This is a genomic window from Nocardioides sp. CCNWLW239 (assembly GCF_037137035.1).
In the GTDB taxonomy this organism is placed as follows: domain Bacteria; phylum Actinomycetota; class Actinomycetes; order Propionibacteriales; family Nocardioidaceae; genus Nocardioides.
The window spans coordinates 913,462-926,841 of the sequence record NZ_JBBBNW010000002.1; the positions used below are offsets into that span (position 1 = coordinate 913,462).

Here is a 13,380-nt window from a genome sequence, read left to right on the forward strand (position 1 = left end):
GCAGACGGCCCGAGACGGAGTCGCCGGGGGTCACGACGGATCGGATACCCCGGCGGGTAGACGTTAGCGGGTGCGACGCTCGCTGGAGAGCGGCGATACCGAACTGACGCCCAGCTGTGGGGATACCGGTGGTTCAGAGACCGACCGGCAGTTCCTCGGCGGCGGCGAAGGCCTCGATCGTCCGCGCCGGCCCGCGATCGTCGATCATCTCGATGAGGGCGGCGAGATCGTCGCGGCGGTCGTGCGAGACCAGCCAGGCCATCAGCCGCTGGCCACGCGGGACGGTGGTCTCCTCGAAGGGGACGCCGGCGTCGTACCAGAACTCGAGGACGGCCTCGCGAAGCAGCGACCAGTAGCGGTCAGGATCTTCGGTGGTGGGATCGACCGCCGCACGGAAGTGCTCCCACATGTCGATCGGCAGGATCTCCGTACGCAGCGTCCGCATCAGCTTCTCGGAGCCCGCGGCGGCGACCAGCTCCACGGTCTGGCGCTTGGTGGTGATCCGCTCGATCAGGTTGGCGATCTGGGCACGCTTCTGGGTCGCGGAGGACAGGTCGGAACGGACCCGCCAGTCGTAGACGACGTCGGTGAGGACGTCGAAGGACCGGGCGGCCAGGAACGCCTGAGTCAGCGCCACCTGGTCCTGGTAGCGGGTGCGCTCGGGGAAGGTGATGTCGTTGTCGGTCCAGAAGGACCGCCGGAAGACCTTGTTCCAGACGAACACGTCCGCGAGCATCAGCGGCGCGTCCTCGATCCGGCACCTCAGCCGGGTCCGGGCGTGGTTGCGGCGCATCAGCGGGGTGATGTATCTCCGCTCGACACCGTTCACGACGGTGACCCGCTCGGCGGAGCCGACCGCGAAGTCGGAGCCCGTCCGTCGCAGCGACTTCACCATCGTGCTCCAGGCATCGCGGGGCAGGATGTCATCGGGGTCGACGAAGGTGAGCAGGTCCCCGGTGGCGGCCTCGATCCCGGCATGACGGGCGAGGGAGACCCCGGAGTTCGGCTGGGTGATCAGGGTGACACGAGGGTCCTTCGCGGCGACATCCTTGACGATGTCGGCCGAACCGTCGGTCGATCCGTCGTCGACGACCAGGACCTCGATGGCGCAGACCTCACGGAGCGGCTGGTGCAGGATGCTGTCGAGGCTGTCGGCGACATAGTCGGCCACGTTGTAGACGGGGACGACGACGCTGAGCAGCCTCGGCTTCCTCCTCCGGATTCCCCCCACGCCCATAGACTCTAAAGGGATGCGCATCACCGCGACCTCGCGATGGTGAGCGTGTCGACTCTCGACACGGCCGGGCTAACGGTCACAAGAACGATCAACGCACGGCCAGACGAGGCGTCAAACCACCTACGGTGACCCTGGGGTGAACGCGCGGTGAGCATTGATCACTCGGCTTGCCGTCCGGCGTAGGAGACGGCCATGCGGGCGCCGAAGGCCGCGTTGTCGCGCACCAGCGCGATGTTGGTCGCCAGCGAGTCGCCGCCGGTGAGCTCGACGATCCTGGCCAGCAGGAACGGGGTGATGTCCTTGCCGTGGATGCCGCGGGCCTCGGCGTCGGCGAGAGCCTGCTCGATGTGCCTGCCGATCACCTCGGCGGGGATCTCGTCGGCGACCGGGACCGGGTTGGCGACGACCAGGCCGCTGGGGAGATCGAGGTCCCAGGTGGCCCGCATGACCGCGGCGGCCTCCTCGGGTCCGTCGATCCGCAGCGGCGCCGCGAACCCGGAGCTGCGGGAGTAGAAGGCCGGGAACTCGTCGCTGCCGTTGACCAGGACCGGCACTCCGTAGGTCTCGAGGGTCTCCAACGTCAGGCCGATGTCGAGGATCGACTTCACCCCGGCGCTCACCACCGCGACCTGGGTGCGGGCGAGCTCGGTCAGGTCGGCGGAGATGTCGAAGGACGTGGCCGCACCCCGGTGTACGCCGCCGAGCCCACCGGTCACGAACGTCCTGATCCCGACCATCGCCGCCAGGCGCATGGTCGCCGCGACCGTGGTCGCGCCGTGGAGGCCCCGGGCGACGACGTACGGAAGGTCGCGGACGCTGACCTTCGTCACCTCGGGATCGGAGGCGAGGAGCTCGAGGTCGTCGGGCGACAGGCCGGCACGAGGGACACCGTCGAGCAGCGCGATCGTGGCAGGCACGGCGCCGTGGTCGCGTACGATCTGCTCGACCTCGGTGGCCATCTTGACGTTGTCGGGGTAGGGCATCCCGTGGCTGATGATCGTCGACTCCAGCGCGACCACCGGACGCCCCTCGGCGAGCGCGACGCCGACCTCCTCGGTGAGCCGGACCTTCACGCCAGCTCCCGCACGAGGCTCTCGTTGAGATCCATCCGGACGGTGTCATGGGTGCCGCAGGTCAGCGCTGCCGCAGCGTGCCCGAACCGCGCCGCCGCGACCAGATCGGTGTCGCGGAGGATCTCGTGGGTGAAGGCGGCGAGCATCGCGTCGCCCGCGCCGGTCACGTCGATGACATCGGTCGGCACCGCGGGGAGCTCTTGGTAGAGATCGTCGTAGCTGATCACCGAGCCACGGGCACCGAGACGCACCCAGACGACGCCGACACCGCGATCGTGCAGCGAGTGGACCGCCTTCTCGATCTCCGCGTCCGTGTCGGCGGGGAGGTCGGTCAGCGCGGCCAGCTCGGCCTGGTTGGGCGTGACCAGGTAGAGCTCGCGGTCGGCACGGATCAGGTCACGGGCCCGCTTCGCCTTCGGCACCGAGACCGGGTCGAACCCGACCGGCACGTCGAACTCGTGGGCGAGGTCGATCGCCACCTCGGCCGTGCGGACCGGGATGTTGCCCTCGACGAGCACACCGCGAGCGCCCTTGATCAGGTCGCGGGCCGCTTCGACCACCAGCGGGGAGAACTCGTCGGTCGCAGCCATGTCGGCCACGGCGACCACCAGCTCGCCGGAGGAGTCGAGCACCGCGTTGTAGGTGCCGGTGCGTACGTCTGCCCGCCGGCGGACATAGGTGCAGTCGACGCCGACGTCCTCGGTGTAGCTGATCACCTCGTCGCCGATCGGGTCGTCGCCGACGACCGAGACCAGTGCCACCGAGTCACCCAGCCGGGCGAGGTTCTCGGCGACGTTGCGGCCGACGCCTCCCGGCGAGAGCCCGGCGGATCCGGACATGCTCGAACCCATCACCACCTGCTCGTGTGCCCGAGCGTGGAGATCCATGTTGGAGCCGCCGATCACGACGATGTCTGGCGGGGTGTGCGGGTTCATCACCTGCATCGTAAGTGGGGTGCTCGGATCGCGCCCCCTCATAAAGTATGAACTTGGTGTGTTCAGCCCAGGAGCTCGCGGCCGATCTCGTCGACCGAGCGGCAGCCGACGAGGCCGAGGGAGAGATCGAGCTCGGCGATCATGTGCTCGACGACCGCCTGGACGCCGGCAGCTCCTGCGAGGGCGAGGCCGTAGACATAGGGACGGCCGAGGAGGACCGCGTCGGCACCGAGGGCGAGCGCCTTGAGGATGTCGGCGCCGGAGCGGATGCCGGAGTCGAAGAGCACCGGGATGCGGCCGTCGACCTCGTCGACGATGCTCGGCAGTGCGTCGATGGAGGCGATGGCGCCGTCGACCTGGCGGCCACCGTGGTTGGAGACGATGATGCCGTCGACGCCGTGATCGAGCGCACGCCGGGCATCCTCGGGCGCCTGGAGCCCCTTGAGCACGATGGGCAGGTCGGTCATCTCGCGCAGCCGGTCCAGGTCGTCCCAGATCAGGTCGGATCGGGAGAAGACGTCGAGGAAGGTCTCGACGGCGGCCCGGGCGTGGCCGGAGCGCAGGTTGTCGACGAGCCTGCCGGGGTGGTGCTGCGCCATCGAGGCGACCGCGGTGAGCGCCGAGGGGATCTCCCGGAGCCCGGGGCGCACGCTCATCCCGGAGCCTGCCGCGATCCGCTCCTCGACGAGGGCCCGAAAGGCCGGGTCCGAGGTGTACTGGGCGATGCCCAGACCCCTCGCGAACGGCAGATAGCCCAGGTCGAGGTCCTTGGTGCGCCAGCCGAGCATGTGGGTGTCGAGCGTGACGACCAGGGCGTCGGAGCCGATGGCCTCGGCGCGGCGTACGAAGGACTCGACGATCGACTCGTCCTTGGACCAGTAGAGCTGGTAGAGCCGCGGGGTGTCGCCGAGGTCCTCGGCGACCTCCTCCATCGGGACGGACGCCTGTGTGGAGATCACCATCGGGATGCCGGTCGCCCGGGCCGCGGCGGCGACCTCGTGCTCGGCGCGAGGGTGGGCCAGCTCGAGCACACCGACCGGGCCGAGCATCAGCGGTGCCGGCATGTCCACCCCGAACAGCGTGGTGCGCAGGTCGCGGGTCTCGACATTGGCCAGCATGCGGGGGACGAGCCGGAAGTGGTCGAACGCGGAGGTGTTGGCGGCGACGGTGCGCTGCTGGCCCGCTCCGCCGTCGACGTACGCCCAGGCCTCCTTGCTCATCGCCCGGTGGGCCGCCTCGGCGAGCGCCGCGGGCTCGGTCGGCACCACCGGCCGGTGGCCGAACAGGCCCTTGCGGAAGATCGCGGACTGGAGGTCTCTGCCGATGCTCACGCCGCGTAGGTTACTGGGTTCTGCCGGTCACCGGCCCGTCGTTACCTCGCCGGCTCAGCCGGCGCTGAGCTCGGCTGCGAGGTGCGGCGGCAGCGCGGCGCCGGAGAGGGCGGTGATCAGCCGGTGGCATCGCTCCGTCATCTGGGTCGGAGTGACCCCGGGGTGGTCGAGCCACCAGGTGATCAGCGCGTCGACCGCACTCATCCAGACCGCGGTCAGCGCGGAGGCGTCGAGGGGGTCGTCGTCGCCCACCAGCCTCATCAGCTCTCCGACACCTTCGACGGCGAGGCGGGTGATCCGGTCGGTGTAGACGGCGCGGGCGGCCGCGACCTCGCCGTCGTCGGGCGCCGTCGGGTCGAAGAGGAGCCGCCAGACCCATGGCTGCGGCTCGAGCGTACGGAAGAGCCCGTCGAGCGTGCGGAGGCCTCGCTCGAGGCCGACCGAGTCGTCGGCGGCGACCCGCTCCATCTCGGCGGCGAGCGTCTCGGCGCCGTAGTTGAAGCTGGCCAGGAAGAGGCCCTCCTTGGAGCCGAAGTACTGATAGACCAGCGGCTTCGAGATCCCGGCGTCGGCCGCGATCCCGGCGACGGACGCCCGGGCGAACCCCACCGTGCCGAAGACCTCGCAGGCGGCTCGGACGATCTGGAGCTCCCGGTCGGCGCGCGGGACGCCCTTCGTTCCTGCGTTGGCCCGTGACATGGCGAAGAGTCTAGCGGCGGCATATGACCTTGCGGTAACTTACTCCAAGGTCATATCACTGGAGGTCCCCATGAACGACATGCTCGACCCGCTGAAGAACCCGTTGACGTACGCCATCCCGTTCTTCGTGATCTCGATCCTCATCGAGCTGGCCGCGCTGAAGTGGCTCGACCACGACGACAACCTGGCCGGGTACGTCTTCAAGGACGCCCGCACCTCGATCCTGATGGGCGCCGGGTCGATCGTCTCGATGACCGTCTTCAAGGTGCTGACCTTCGGGATCTACGCCGCGATCTTCGCCTACGCCTCGCTGTGGCAGATCCCGAGCACCTGGTGGGGCCTGGCGATCTCGGTCGTGGTCGTCGACCTCGCCTACTACTGGAACCACCGCTTCGTGCACCGGACCCGCGTCGGCTGGGCGGCCCACCAGGCGCACCACTCGAGCGAGTACATGACCTTCGCGACGGCGCTACGACAGAAGTGGAACCCATGGTTCGAGTTCTTCTTCTTCCTGCCGCTGCCCTTCCTCGGCATCTCCCCGGCGGCGATCTATCTCGCCTTCTCGATCAACCTGATCTACCAGTTCTTCGTGCACACCGAGACGATCGGCAGACTGTGGCGCCCGATCGAGCTCGTCTTCAACACCCCGAGCCACCACCGCGTCCACCACGGCTCCGACCCGGAATACCTCGACAAGAACTACGCCGGCATCCTGATCGTCTGGGACCGCCTCTTCGGCACCTTCCAGCCGGAGGTCCAGCGTCCGACGTACGGCTTGACCTACAAGGTCGACACCTACAACCTCCTCCGCCTGGAGTACGGCGCGTTCCGCGAGCTCTGGAACGACGTACGCAGCGCCGACGGCTGGCGGCTCAAGCTGAGCTACGTGTTCCGGCCGCCGGGGTGGGCACCGGAGCGCGACTGTTCGTCTAGGCGGTGTCCTGAGCCTGTCGAAGGGTATGCAGATCAGTCGTCACATCCCTAGCGGAGCTCCGCGCGGGATGTGACGGTTCGCCTGCATACCTAGACGAACATCCAGGCCGTCACGCCGAGCGTCGTCGCCCCAGAATCATCACGATGATCAGGCCGAGCAGCCCGACGACGACGAGCGCGACGCCCGGGGCGGCGACCTCGACGAGCTTCGCGCCCTCGGGGGACGCCGGCTCGCTGAAGCTCACCTGCTGGGGCTCGGGGGCGATCACGTCGGGGAACTCCTTGGCGATCTCGGCCTGGAGCTTGTCGGTGTATTCCTCGACCCGCGGCAGGGTGCCTGCGGCGAGGATGGTGTCACCCTTCGGCTGTACGAAGAAGTAGTAGTCCTCGTTGGCGGTCAGCGACTTCTTCTGACACACGCCGGGGTTGAGCGTGACCTTGAGGTTGCTGCCGCTGGTGACGCCCTTGAGCGCCTTGACGACGGTCACCGGGTAGGTCACCGCGCCGCCCTTGTTGGCGGCCTTCCCGGGGCCGGTCACCCGCGCGTGGAAGACCATCGGCTCCTTGACGGCGTCGCTGAGCACGAAGGCGGGGCACTTCGCGGTGGTCGTCACGGGGGCGGTGGCCGGAGCCGCCGAAGCGGTGGCGGGGCTCGTCGTGACCGCCGCGGTCACGGCGAGTGCGACGGCAGCGAGGATCTGGGGGACGCGGCGCATGGCGAAGATCAAACCAGTCACAGGCCGAAGACTCCAGCCAGGACCCGCGCGACACCGTCGTCCTCGTGCCCGGGAGCGAGATGCGAAGCACACGCGACGACGCTCGGGTGGGCGTCCGCCATGGCGTACGACGTCCCGGCCCACGTCAGCATCGGCAGGTCGTTGGGCATGTCGCCGAAGGCGATCACGTCCGAGGCGGAGATGCCGAGCTCGGTGCAGACCAGCTCCAGCGTGGAGGCCTTGGTGACCCCGGGGGCGCTGATCTCGAGCAGGGGGAACGAGGAGTGGGTCACGTTGACCCGGTCACCGACGACGGCCGTCGCGGCCGCGAGCAGCTCGTCGGCGTCGTCGTCCCCATCGCGACGGCCGAGCAGCTTGATCAGCGGCTCGTCGACGAGCTCCTCGATCGGCGCGACGCGCCTAGGGGGCTCGAGCGTGCCCGAGACGTGAGGTCTGAAGGCGGGCTCGCCCGACCATCCCTCGAGCGACTCCGTCGCGAAGACGAGCCCGGGCATGCTCGCCTTCAGCGCGGACGCCACCTCGGCGCTCAGGGCCGGCTCGATCAGCCGGGTGAGCCGCGGCTGGTCGGCGGCGACGTCCCAGACCAGTGCTCCGTTGGACACGATCGCCAGGCCGACGCTGCCGATGTGCTCGAAGAGCACGCGGGTCCAGCGCAGCGGCCGACCTGTCACGAAGATGACCGGCACGCCGATCTCCTCGAGCTTCACGAGCACGTCACGGGTGAAGTCCGAGACCGAGCCGTCCGCTCTGACCAGCGTGCCGTCGAGGTCGGTGGCGACGAGCTTCGGCGTACTCATTCTGCCATTCTGCCACCGGGCACCGGGCGGGCCATCACCAGATGCCCGTCCTCGTCGGCACCGCGGAGGTCGGTGAACCCGCACTTGGCGAGCACACGGAGGCTGGCCGCGTTGGTGGGCTCGACCGAGGCCCGGATGCGTACGCCGTCCTCGTCCGCGCACGCGAGCAGGGCCTTGAGCGCCTCGGTCGCGAATCCCCAGCCGCGCGCCTCTTCGACCAGGCCGTAGCCGACCTCGGTCTCCGGAGTGCCGTCGGGGGCGGCCTCGGGCGGCCCGAAGAAGCCGATCGACCCGAGGACGGTGCCGTTGCGCATGATGTAGCGCGAGCTCCACAGGTCACCCTCGACCCACATCGTCGCCGCGTCGCGGTCGTCCTCGCGCGGGAACTGCGGGTGCCAGCCCGGCGGGCGGCCGACGCCTCCGTTCAGGTCGCGGATGGCATCGACGTCGGTGCGGGTCCACAAGGGCAGCGTGAGCCGCTCGGTGGTGACGGTGGCGGGAAGAGTCACGAGGAGGCACTCTGCCATCTGCGTACGTCCGGACCAACCAGAATCGTCGAGCCGGCCGCCCTGGCGGGACCCTGGCCGCGGCTCAGAACCAGCGGGAGAGCTCCAGCGCCGCGCCGTCGTCGGCGACGTGGGCCGTCACGGCGTCGGCGATCGCCTGGACCTCGTCGGGGGCGTTGCCCATGGCGACCCCACGGCCGGCCCACTCGAGCATCTCGATGTCGTTGCGGCCGTCACCGATGGCGAGCACGTCGGCGGGCTCGAGGTCGAGCTCGTCGCAGACGTACGCGAGGCCGGACGCCTTGCTCACCCCGACCGGGGTGAGGTCGAGCCACGCGGTGTAGCCGACAACGTAGTCGATGCCGTGCAGGCCGAGCTCGCGACCGAGCTCGAGGAAGTCTTCCGGGGTCGCGTCGGGGTCGCGGATGATCACGCGGGAGACCGGCTCGGCGACCATCTCCTCGACCGTCGCGATGACGTTCTCGCCGCCGCCGAGCTCACCCGCGGGGAAGGGACGGTTCATCCGGTAGCCGATGCCGCGGTTCTCCACCGCGACCAGCACGTTCGGACGCCGCTCCAGGATCTTCTCCACAGCCGCCCGAGCCTCGAAGGTCTCCTCGTGCACCACGTCGAGCGGTGGGTAGCGGAGCACCACCGCACCGTTGGACGCGACGATCCACAACCGCTCCGCGTCCTCGGCCGGAAGACCGAGCAGGTCGGCGATCCCGGTCATCGAGTGGGCAGAGCGGCCGGAAGAGAGCACCACGTGGGCGCCCGCCTCGTAGGCACGGCGGACCGCGTCGCGCACCTTGTCGGAGAGCTCCTCGCCGGGGACGCCGCTGACGCCTTCCGAGCCCGTCGCCGGGCTGTCCATCCACCGCAGCAGGGTGCCGTCGATGTCGAGCGCGACCAGCTTCGGCTGCCAGGTCGCGTCTCCTGGGCGCGTCGCGGTGCTGTCCGTCGCGCTCACTTCTGGATCGGCTCCAGGACCTCGCGCCCGAGCCACTTCTGTAGGGCCTTCGGCACCCGCACCGAGCCGTCGGCCTGCTGGTGGGTCTCCAGGACGGCGACGATGGCGCGGGTGATCGCGGTCAGGGTGCCGTTGAGCGTGGCGACCGGGGTGGTGCCATTCTCGGTCCTCGCCCGGATGTCGAGGCGGCGCGCCTGGAAGGTGGTGCAGTTGGAGGCCGAGGTAAGCTCGCGATACTTGCCCTGGGTGGGGATCCACGCCTCGCAGTCGAACTTCCGCAGCGCGCTCGGACCGAGGTCGCCGGCGGCGACGTCGATGACCTGGTAGGCGAGCTCGAGCTTGTCCAGGAACGACTTCTCCCACTCGAGGAGACGCTGGTGCTCGGCGTACGACTCCTCGACGGTGGTGTAGACGAACATCTCCACCTTCTCGAACTGGTGGACCCGGATGATGCCCTTGGTGTCCTTGCCCGCCGAGCCGGCCTCCTTGCGGAAGCACGACGAGAAGGCGGCGTAGCGGCGCGGGAGCGTGTCGGGGTCGAGGATCTCGTCGGCGTGGTAGGCCGCCATCGGCACCTCCGAGGTGCCGACGAGGTAGAGGTCGTCGTCCTCGATCTTGTAGACGCCGTCGTCGACCTGGTCGAGGAAGCCGGTGCCCTCCATCGCCTCCGGGCGCACCAGCGCGGGCGCGATGACCTGGGTGAACCCGGCCTCGCGGGCCTGCTCCATCGCCAGGTTGATCAGCGCGAACTCCAGCTCGGCGCCGACGCCGGTCAGGAAGTAGAAGCGGCTGCCCGAGACCTTGGCGCCCCGCTCCAGGTCGATCGCGCCGAGCATCTTGCCGAGCTCGACGTGGTCGCGCGGCTCGAAGCCCTCGGCCGCGAAGTCACGCGGCTCGCCGACCTTCTCGATCAGGACGAAGTCGTCCTCCCCACCGGCCGGAGCGTCATCGGCGAGGTTGGGGATGGCCTTGAGGGCCTTCTTCCACTCCTCCTCGGCCTCCGCCTGCGCCGCGTCGGCCGCCTTGACCGCTGCCGCGAGGTCCTTCACCTCGGCCAGGAGCTGCTGCTTCTCCTCGCCCTTGGCCTGGGCGACCTTCTTGCCCATCTGCTTCTGCTCGGCCCGCTTGGCCTCGAAGTCCGCGATCGCCGCCCGGCGTGCACTGTCCGCAGACAGCGCCCGGTCCACCACGTCGGAGGACGCGCCGCGGCGCTCCTGCGAGGCACGTACGCGGTCGGGGTCTTCGCGGAGGATGCGCGGGTCGATCATGCGGCAAGGCTAGTCGACCGGACCACCAGATCTCACTTCAGTAATGCATGCGTCACCAGTAGATCGCGCTGGTCTTCCCGCACGGGCGCAGCCACGACCGGTAGACGGTCCGGTTGGCGATGTCATAGCCGTGGGAGTCTCGGGTGTAGTAGGAACCGTCGGTGTAGGTGACGTAAGCGGCCGAGGTCCCGTAGGTCTTCGGGAAGCCCGACGGGTTCGACGCCGTCGACCGCGACCCCTTGCTGTAGATCGAACCCCGGATCAGCGGGTTGGCCAGCGAGCCGCTGGTGGTGATCGTGGCCTGCTGCCACATCGAGCTGGTCTTGTTGGTGACCGTGTAGCGGATCGACTGGCCGCCGCGGACGATGACACAGGCGTACCAGTTCGCCGTCGAGGTCGAGGAGATGATCGTCCCGCTGCCGGACATCCCGGCCTTGATCTTGGCCCACGTACGCGACCCGACGACGCCGTCGGCCGACAGCCCCTTGGCCTTCTGGTAGTCCTTCACCCGGGCGGTCGTCGCCGACCCGAACGAGCCGTCCGGCTTGAGCCCGCCGAGCACCTTCTGCAGCAGCGTCACGCAGCTGCCGGTGTTGCCGGGACGTACGGTCTTCGGGCTGCTGATCGTGCAGCTCACCGCCGCGTCCGCGGGCGCCGTGCCGGCGTCCAGGCCCACCAGCCCGCTCGTCGCCACCGCCGCTGCCGCGATCAGGCCACCGAGGCGCAGTCGGATCGATGTCTTCACTGTTTGGATCTCCTCCGGATCGATTTCAGGTGCTTCGGCTCGCCGTAGGGGCGCGCTGGGGCGATGACTACGGGATCCGCACCCGCCGCTCGACCGAGACCGAGCCGTCCCGTCCGGTGCCGCCGTCGCCGTAGTCACGGCCGCTGCCGCCATAGAGCTTGTCCGCACCATCGCTGCCGTAGAGCTTGTCGCCGCCGGCGTCCCCGTAGAGCTTGTTGGCCGCCCGGCTCCCCTTGAGCACGTCGGCACGCGAGGTGCCGATCACGTTCTCGAACGAGCTGAACTTGTCGTAGCCCGCACCCGTCCGCTGCCGACCAGTGGCCGCCAGCGAGACCCGCACGCCCGCGCCGATGTTGCGGAAGCTGATCGTGTCCGTTCCGCTGCCTCCGCTCACGGTGTCGTCGCCGTGACCAGGCAGAATGGTGTCGTTCCCGGACCCTGCCGTGATCGTGTTGCGCCCCGAGCTGCCGGTCAGACGGTCGGCGCCGGACGTGCCGATGATGTTCTCGGTCTGGCTGACCGTCTCGTAACCGGAGCCTCCCGTGTTCTGTGCGCGGGTCGTGGCAAGGCTGACCTGGACGGGCCTCATGAACCCCTGGTAGCTGATCGTGTCCGTGCCGGATCCACCGATCACGGCGTCGTTGCCCAACCCCGGCCAGAACGTGTCGTTCCCGCTGCCGCCGTCCAGCCGGTCGTTCCCGTTGAGCCCGTTGATGTAGTCGCTGCCGCCGCCCCCGAGGATCACGTCGCTCCCCATGTCTCCCTTGAGCCGGTCGGCGTACGGGCTGCCGGTGAGGATCTCGACCTGCTCGATCGTCTCGCGTCCGGCCGCGGCGCCGTCGTAGGCGGGCTGACCGAGGAAGATGCGTACGCCGCTGGTCATGTTGGCGTAGGTGACGGTGTCCGTCCCCGGTCCGCCGTGGATCACGTCATCTCCAGCGCCCGGAGCGAAGACGTCGTTCCCGGCACCGCCGTCGAAGTAGCTGCTGCCGCTGCCGCCGGAGAACCGGTCGTTGAAGTCGGTCCCCGTCAGTCGTTCGACGCGAACGAGCGTGTCGGTGCCCATCCCACCGTTCACCGTCTTCTCGGTGACCGCGATCGCGCTGGGCGACGCTTCGTAGGACGTCTGGTCGATCCCTGCGCCGCCATCGATGGAGTCGTCACCCGTCCCGCCATGGACCTCATCGGCGCCGTCGTCACCCAGGACGTCGTCGTTCTCACTACCTCCACCCAGGGAGTCGTCACCGGAACCGCCCTCGACCCGGTCCTCGCCGGAGCCACCCAGGATCAGGTCCATGCCGGTTCCGCCGCGGAGGACATCGTTGCCGTCGACCTCGTAGATGTAGTCGCTGCCGTCTCCGCCGTCGACGACGTCATCGCCTTGTTCTCCGCTGATCTCGTCGTCGTCGGGGCCGCCGACGACGGTGTCCTTGCCGTACCCGCCGAGCAGGTTGTCCTCTCCGGCGCCTCCGTCCAGGTGGTCGTCGTCGTTGCCACCGCTCACATGGTCGGCACCGACACCCCCGTAGACGCGGTCGTTGCCGATCTCGCCGTAGAGACTGTCGACGTCGTCGTCTCCGTAGAGCTGGTCGTCGCCGGGGCCACCGAAAGCCCAGTCGATCCCCGTGCCGCCGTAGAAGACGTCGGCACCTTGATCGCCCCTGAACATGTCGTTGAGCGACCCGCCGTAGTAGGTGTCGTCGCCGTCGCCGCCGAGGGCGTAGGTCCCCTGACCCGACAGCCGGAAGACATCGTTGCCCGGGCCACCCAGGGCCTGGAGGTTGTCGCCCATGAAGGTGTCGTTACCGTCACCGCCATCGACCGTGTTGCCGTAGGCGGCCACGATCACATCGTCGCCCGCGCCTCCAGAGATCTCGACGTTGCCGCGGCCGGCAACGCAGATCACGTCGTCGCCACCGAGAGCGTCGACGGGGACGCCGGCGGGGACCGCGATGACATCGTCACCCTCGGTCGGGACCTGGCTCTCGACGCTGAGGTCGACGGTGACGGGCTTCCCGCCACACTCGCCGTCCGCGGCGGCGGCGGAGCCGGCGAGGAGGCCACCGACGCCGAGGGCGGCGGCGGGGAGGGTCAGGAGCCCGAGAAGGGCGTACGAGGACACGCGAGAGCGCATGGGAGAGACCTCACA

The 13,380-nt window shown here is 69.2% G+C and carries 13 protein-coding genes; 1 reads left to right on the plus strand and 12 read right to left on the minus strand.

The window, feature by feature from the left end; translation table 11 throughout:
- Positions 1–133: 133 nt before the first annotated feature.
- The 5 genes from WBG06_RS10260 to WBG06_RS10280 form a co-directional block, all read right to left on the minus strand.
- Complete coding sequence (locus tag WBG06_RS10260; RefSeq protein ID WP_336736482.1) at positions 134–1,237, minus strand: glycosyltransferase family 2 protein; 1,104 nt, start codon at positions 1,235–1,237, stop codon at positions 134–136.
- A gap of 158 nt (positions 1,238–1,395) precedes the next feature.
- Positions 1,396–2,310, minus strand: a complete 915-nt coding sequence (locus WBG06_RS10265; RefSeq protein WP_336736483.1) for a pseudouridine-5'-phosphate glycosidase — start codon at positions 2,308–2,310, stop codon at positions 1,396–1,398.
- Positions 2,307–3,245: a carbohydrate kinase family protein gene (locus WBG06_RS10270; RefSeq protein WP_336736484.1), complete on the minus strand. Its 939-nt coding sequence runs from the start codon at positions 3,243–3,245 to the stop codon at positions 2,307–2,309. Before WBG06_RS10270 ends, WBG06_RS10265 begins: the two co-directional genes overlap by 4 nt.
- 62 nt (positions 3,246–3,307) lie before the next feature.
- The gene (locus WBG06_RS10275; RefSeq protein WP_336736485.1) at positions 3,308–4,576 is read right to left on the minus strand and encodes an alpha-hydroxy-acid oxidizing protein; all 1,269 of its coding nucleotides are present in this window, start codon (positions 4,574–4,576) and stop codon (positions 3,308–3,310) included.
- A 54-nt stretch (positions 4,577–4,630) separates the two neighbouring features.
- A complete protein-coding gene (locus WBG06_RS10280; protein WP_336736486.1) occupies positions 4,631–5,275 on the minus strand; it encodes a TetR/AcrR family transcriptional regulator in 645 nt (214 codons plus the stop codon).
- Between the two features lie 70 nt (positions 5,276–5,345).
- Between WBG06_RS10280 and WBG06_RS10285 the strand changes: the two genes are divergently transcribed.
- A complete protein-coding gene (locus WBG06_RS10285) occupies positions 5,346–6,260 on the plus strand; it encodes a sterol desaturase family protein (protein ID WP_336736487.1) in 915 nt (304 codons plus the stop codon).
- A gap of 58 nt (positions 6,261–6,318) precedes the next feature.
- On the opposite strand, the gene WBG06_RS10290 is transcribed toward WBG06_RS10285, so the two are convergent.
- From WBG06_RS10290 to WBG06_RS10320, 7 genes are all read right to left on the minus strand, one after another.
- Entirely contained in the window at positions 6,319–6,945 is a 627-nt protein-coding gene (locus WBG06_RS10290) for a hypothetical protein (protein ID WP_336736488.1), read from the minus strand.
- Entirely contained in the window at positions 6,942–7,742 is an 801-nt protein-coding gene (locus WBG06_RS10295; protein WP_336736489.1) for an HAD family hydrolase, read from the minus strand. Before WBG06_RS10295 ends, WBG06_RS10290 begins: the two co-directional genes overlap by 4 nt.
- Positions 7,739–8,251 (minus strand): GNAT family N-acetyltransferase, encoded by a 513-nt coding sequence (locus WBG06_RS10300; protein WP_336736490.1) that lies wholly within the window; start codon positions 8,249–8,251, stop codon positions 7,739–7,741. The genes WBG06_RS10295 and WBG06_RS10300 overlap by 4 nt, the downstream gene beginning before the upstream one ends.
- An 82-nt stretch (positions 8,252–8,333) precedes the next feature.
- Entirely contained in the window at positions 8,334–9,218 is an 885-nt protein-coding gene (locus WBG06_RS10305; RefSeq protein WP_336736491.1) for an HAD family hydrolase, read from the minus strand.
- A complete protein-coding gene (gene serS / locus WBG06_RS10310; RefSeq protein ID WP_336736492.1) occupies positions 9,215–10,486 on the minus strand; it encodes a serine--tRNA ligase in 1,272 nt (423 codons plus the stop codon). Before serS ends, WBG06_RS10305 begins: the two co-directional genes overlap by 4 nt.
- 52 nt (positions 10,487–10,538) lie before the next feature.
- Entirely contained in the window at positions 10,539–11,231 is a 693-nt protein-coding gene (locus tag WBG06_RS10315) for a peptidoglycan-binding domain-containing protein (protein WP_336736493.1), read from the minus strand.
- Positions 11,232–11,298: 67 nt separating this feature from the next.
- Positions 11,299–13,365 carry a calcium-binding protein gene (locus WBG06_RS10320; protein WP_336736494.1) on the minus strand — a complete coding sequence of 689 codons (2,067 nt, stop codon included), beginning with the start codon at positions 13,363–13,365 and terminating at the stop codon, positions 11,299–11,301.
- Positions 13,366–13,380 lie beyond the last annotated feature (15 nt).

Coding starts and splice junctions, on each gene's coding strand:
- WBG06_RS10260 (WP_336736482.1), bottom strand. CDS start 1,237: ATGGGCGTGGGGGGAATCCGGAGGAGGAAGCCGAGGCTGCTCAGCGTC.
- WBG06_RS10270 (WP_336736484.1), bottom strand. CDS start 3,245: ATGAACCCGCACACCCCGCCAGACATCGTCGTGATCGGCGGCTCCAAC.
- WBG06_RS10280 (WP_336736486.1), bottom strand. CDS start 5,275: ATGTCACGGGCCAACGCAGGAACGAAGGGCGTCCCGCGCGCCGACCGG.
- WBG06_RS10285 (WP_336736487.1), top strand. CDS start 5,346: ATGAACGACATGCTCGACCCGCTGAAGAACCCGTTGACGTACGCCATC.
- WBG06_RS10295 (WP_336736489.1), bottom strand. CDS start 7,742: ATGAGTACGCCGAAGCTCGTCGCCACCGACCTCGACGGCACGCTGGTC.
- serS (WP_336736492.1), bottom strand. CDS start 10,486: ATGATCGACCCGCGCATCCTCCGCGAAGACCCCGACCGCGTACGTGCC.
- WBG06_RS10320 (WP_336736494.1), bottom strand. CDS start 13,365: ATGCGCTCTCGCGTGTCCTCGTACGCCCTTCTCGGGCTCCTGACCCTC.